This window comes from Rhizobium sp. UBA1881 (assembly GCF_002338015.1).
Classification (GTDB): Bacteria; Pseudomonadota; Alphaproteobacteria; order Rhizobiales; family Rhizobiaceae; genus Rhizobium.
This window is the reverse complement of record NZ_DDHH01000020.1, coordinates 1-3,931: the sequence shown is the minus strand read 5'-3', so window position 1 is coordinate 3,931 and position 3,931 is coordinate 1. Positions and strand designations below refer to the sequence as shown.

General features: G+C 56.9%; 4 protein-coding genes and 1 pseudogene. 3 read left to right on the top strand and 2 right to left on the bottom strand.

Annotation, left to right across the window (positions count from 1 at the left end; all coding sequences use genetic code 11):
• Positions 1 to 5: 5 nt before the first annotated feature.
• Both B3605_RS01905 and B3605_RS01900 read right to left on the bottom strand, forming a co-directional pair.
• Positions 6 to 827, bottom strand: coding sequence for an endonuclease/exonuclease/phosphatase family protein (locus tag B3605_RS01905; RefSeq protein WP_113012126.1), 822 nt, complete (start codon positions 825 to 827; stop codon positions 6 to 8).
• Between the two features lie 96 nt (positions 828 to 923).
• Positions 924 to 2,387, bottom strand: a complete 1,464-nt coding sequence (locus tag B3605_RS01900; RefSeq protein ID WP_112972833.1) for a phospholipase D-like domain-containing protein — start codon at positions 2,385 to 2,387, stop codon at positions 924 to 926.
• 299 nt (positions 2,388 to 2,686) lie between these two features.
• On the opposite strand from B3605_RS01900, the gene B3605_RS01895 reads away from it, so the two are divergent.
• The 3 genes and pseudogenes from B3605_RS01895 to B3605_RS01885 all read left to right on the top strand — a co-directional run.
• Positions 2,687 to 2,950, top strand: coding sequence for a DUF2934 domain-containing protein (locus tag B3605_RS01895; protein ID WP_113012127.1), 264 nt, complete (start codon positions 2,687 to 2,689; stop codon positions 2,948 to 2,950).
• A 298-nt stretch (positions 2,951 to 3,248) separates the two neighbouring features.
• Entirely contained in the window at positions 3,249 to 3,422 is a 174-nt protein-coding gene (locus tag B3605_RS01890; protein WP_162724999.1) for a hypothetical protein, read from the top strand.
• A gap of 100 nt (positions 3,423 to 3,522) precedes the next feature.
• Positions 3,523 to 3,931, top strand: a pseudogene (locus B3605_RS01885) (glutathione S-transferase); the annotation flags it as partial.

Below are 3,931 nucleotides of genomic sequence, written 5' to 3'. Positions count from 1 at the left end.
AGGTATCAGGCAGAATTGGCGTCTTCGTGTAAATTGACCAGCGCCTTGATCGGCAGATGATCAGAGGCGATGCGCGACAATGGCGTATCATGCGCCTCGACGGTGGTCAGCACGCCTTTGCGATTTGCTATGATGCGATCGAGCGCCAGTACAGGCAGGCGGGCCGGAAAGCTCGGCACGGCCAGCGGCTGCGGACCGAAGATCGACTGAAACGAATGAAGCGACGAGCGATCCCCGAGCCGCCATTCGTTGAGATCGCCAAGCAGGATAGTCGGCATGTCGGACTTGTCTGCCATCAATTCGAGCAGCACTTTGGCCTGTTGTGCCCTCGAATGCCTGAGCAGGCCGAAATGCGCGGCGATGATGCGAAGTGCGCCGCCCCGTTCCAAATCGAGTTCCGCAACAAGCGCGCCGCGTGGTTCCAAGCCCGGAAGTTTGATCTGGTGGACGTCTCGGACCAGACCCTTCTTGAAGAGCACCACGTTGCCGTGCCAGCCATGCGCCTTGTTGACGCCGCTGATTGGCACCGGCACCAAGCCGCTCTCCCGTTCCAGCCGAGGCAAATCAAGAATGCCCGTTCGCTCCCCAAATCGGGTATCTGCTTCCTGAAGCGCAATGACATCGGCGTCGATCTCGTGGATGACGCGGCTCGTACGCTCCGGGTCGAACCGCCTGTCGTTTCCAACACATTTATGCACGTTGTAAGAAGCAATCAGCGTACCTTCCGGGCGGACCATCGGACTGACATGCGCCACCTCTACGCGCTTCCTGTGGTTTCGGATGGAAGCAAGAATGCTTGCTGGCAGATTGTTGTTCCTGGCATGCATCGCTGTGTTCCGGTGCTCCATGAAGGCATTGGTTTCCTTGGCTTCAGTATAGGCGCTCCAATTGAACTTGCCATGTTAAAGCGCGCAAAAAATCGCTCAGAGGTATGGCGAACCAAGCCACAGTACCTTGTTTAAAAGGCGCGCCGCGAACGGTGCGGACCGCAACCCCTGCAACGTGACCGGCGTTGCAGAGCGGATCGCCTCGTCGATATGTTCCTCGATCTCATTGGCGAAACCTTCGTTCAACACTTCGAGATCGATCTCGAAATTTAGCCGTAGCGAGCGTGGATCAAGATTGGACGAGCCGACATAGGACCAGACGCCATCGATCGATAGCAACTTCGAATGGCTGAATGCCCCGCTCGCGCGCCAGATACGGCAGTAATTGCTGACGATCTGATCGAACTGCGCCGTCATCGCCCGGTCGACAAGCACGAGATTGTTGGACGCCGGAACCACAATGTCGACCTCGACACCCCGGCGCGCCGCCGTTGCCAGCGCGCTGATCAGTTCCCTGTCCGGCAGAAAGTAAGGTGACATGATCTTGATCGAGGTGCGGGCGACGGAAAAAGCGCCCATCAACATCTTGTGGTTCGTCTCCACCCGTCTGTCTGGTCCTGACGCGACCACGCGCATGAAGACAGGATCGCCAGGCTCCCGCTCGGGTGGTGCGATACGCCACTCGTCGCCGGTCAGCTCCTCGCCCGTCGTAAAGCGCCAGTCTTCGGCGGCAATATCGAAGAGATCCGCGACAACGGGCCCGGTGACCATGAAATGCGTGTCGCGCGCGAAATCTTCCCCGGCAAATTCGCGGGTGAAACCAGCCCGTATGTTCATGCCACCAGTCAGCGCCACCCGCCCATCGACGATAACCATCTTTCTGTGGGTTCTGAGGTTAGCGTAGGGCAAGCGCAGACCGATGATGACGTTGCCGTTAAAGACCGAGACGGAAACGCCGCCATCTTCGAGATAGCCGAGAATGCTTGGCACAGAGTAACGGGCGCCTACGGCGTCGATCAGCACGCGGACCTCAACGCCACGCTTTGTCGCAGCGATCAGCGCATCTGCGATCCTCAGACCGATCGAATCACGGTCGAAAATATAGGTTTCGAGAAGAACGCTTCGCTCGGCGCTGTCGATCGCTGTCTTCATCGCGGCGTAGCAGTCGTCGCCAGTTTCGAGCATGTCGATCGTGTTGCCGGTCGAAATCGGGCTGCGGGCCACACGGTCGCCAAGCGTCTGCAAGGCGGCGAAACGGCGCCCGAAACCGCTGATGACAATCTCGGCCTCAGCGTCGAAGGTTTCCAATTCATCGAGATCGGCCTGCGGCATCAGCGCGTCGCGGCGTAGGCTCAAGGAGGCGCGCCGGATACGGTTGATGCCGGCAATCGCGTAGAGTACGGCGCCAACAATGGGGGACAGGACAATCACGCCAACCCAGCCAATGGCAGCGCGCACCTCTTCCTTCGTCATGGTCGCGTGGATCGCCGCGGCAGCCCCCATGAGCAACGAAATCACGAACAGGATATGCGGCCAATAGGTCGATATGAGATTAAACATGCCACTGAGTTATAGCGGCAATTTCAGACTGTTCAATCACACCTCGGCCTACATACTTCGCCTAGACGCAATGGACATTCGTGCGGATCGTAGACGCGGTCTGATGAACGGATAATGGTACGCTGCTAGCGGATATGCGCGGATCTGGAGCAGAGGCATCGCTTTGGTTAAGTATCGTGCTGCAATGCCGCATATATTTTTGCAGTGTGTCAGAAATCACTTGAAACAATCCGATTCGTCTGGAACTCTTCAAACAGTACCGCGTTTGAACGATGGCATCCGTGCAGTGGAGATCGGCGATGACGGAAACTCAGATAGAGTGGGTTCAAAAGCGCGCCTATGCGCTTTGGGAAGAGGAAGGCCGCCCCACCGGGCGTGAACATGCACATTGGGAACAGGCTATGAAGGAGCGTGCCGCGCTTGAAGGAACGGCTGCGTCTTCCGATGGCCGAGAAGTCAAGAATAAGCCGAAACGGGCGCCTGCGGAGATCAAGGTAAGCGGTGCTGCCAAGGCCGCGGCCAAAACCGCCCCCAAGAAGTCTACCGCGCGAAAACCGGCCTGATCAGGGCGAGTAATTGTTTTCCAAAGGGCGCCGATAAGGCGCCCTGTTTTTATTTCAGTCATATCTTTGCATTAATTCAGTCGTACTGAACTAATGCCAGAAAGATCTTCAGTCGCAGCGCAATGCGGACCCCGCTTAAAAGCGCGACGGCAGCGGTTCCCAATGGAACAAAAGTGACCTTCGACGGTTCTCCTGCAAAACTGGGAGAGTAGTCATGAACCGCAGCTATTTCGACGTCATTCTCGTTTCCCTCATTGTAGCAGGTTGCTACATGTTCATCGCTCCGGTGTGAGATACAATGCCGACCCTGGTCCTTGCTGCAACCGCTTATCTAGCGCTCGCCATGCTTCTTGTCGTCATCGTCGACAATCTAGTCGCCTTCTTCTTTAGAGAAAAGCCGGCCGCTTTTTCGATGCGTCGATCGGCGGTTGAGCGGATCGCGGCCGTTTCACGCTGGTATGGCCGCAAGTAAATTGGTGGTGGGTGTTCCGTCGCCGATAACTTGATCCGATCATTTTAAAAGACGGCGTCTGAACGACGATCCAGCAATCAGGCGCCCCAGGAGGGCTCCGATGGCTTATCAACTATACTATTGGAACGGCATTCAGGGGCGGGGCGAGTTCGTGCGCCTGGCGCTGGAGGAAGCGGGCGCGGATTACGTCGACGTCGTGAGACACGAGCAGCCGGGGATGGGCCCAGATGCGATGCTGGAAATCCTTGATCACGGGTTGAATCCGACGACCGCATTTGCTCCGCCTTTTCTAAAGGATGGAGACGTACTTGTCTCGCACGTCGCCAACATCCTCTTCTATCTTAGCCCCAAACTAGGGCTTGCTCCATCGAACGAGGCGCTGAGATATGTCGCAAACGGCCTCCAACTGACAATTACCGACTTAGTCTGTGAGGTTCACGACACTCACCATCCAATCTCGATTGGACTTTATTACGAGGATCAGAAGGCTGAAGCGAAGGCGCGTTCGG

Coding starts and splice junctions, on each gene's coding strand:
- B3605_RS01895 (WP_113012127.1), top strand. CDS start 2,687: ATGACGGAAACTCAGATAGAGTGGGTTCAAAAGCGCGCCTATGCGCTT.
- B3605_RS01900 (WP_112972833.1), bottom strand. CDS start 2,387: ATGTTTAATCTCATATCGACCTATTGGCCGCATATCCTGTTCGTGATT.
- B3605_RS01905 (WP_113012126.1), bottom strand. CDS start 827: ATGCATGCCAGGAACAACAATCTGCCAGCAAGCATTCTTGCTTCCATC.
- B3605_RS01890 (WP_162724999.1), top strand. CDS start 3,249: ATGCCGACCCTGGTCCTTGCTGCAACCGCTTATCTAGCGCTCGCCATG.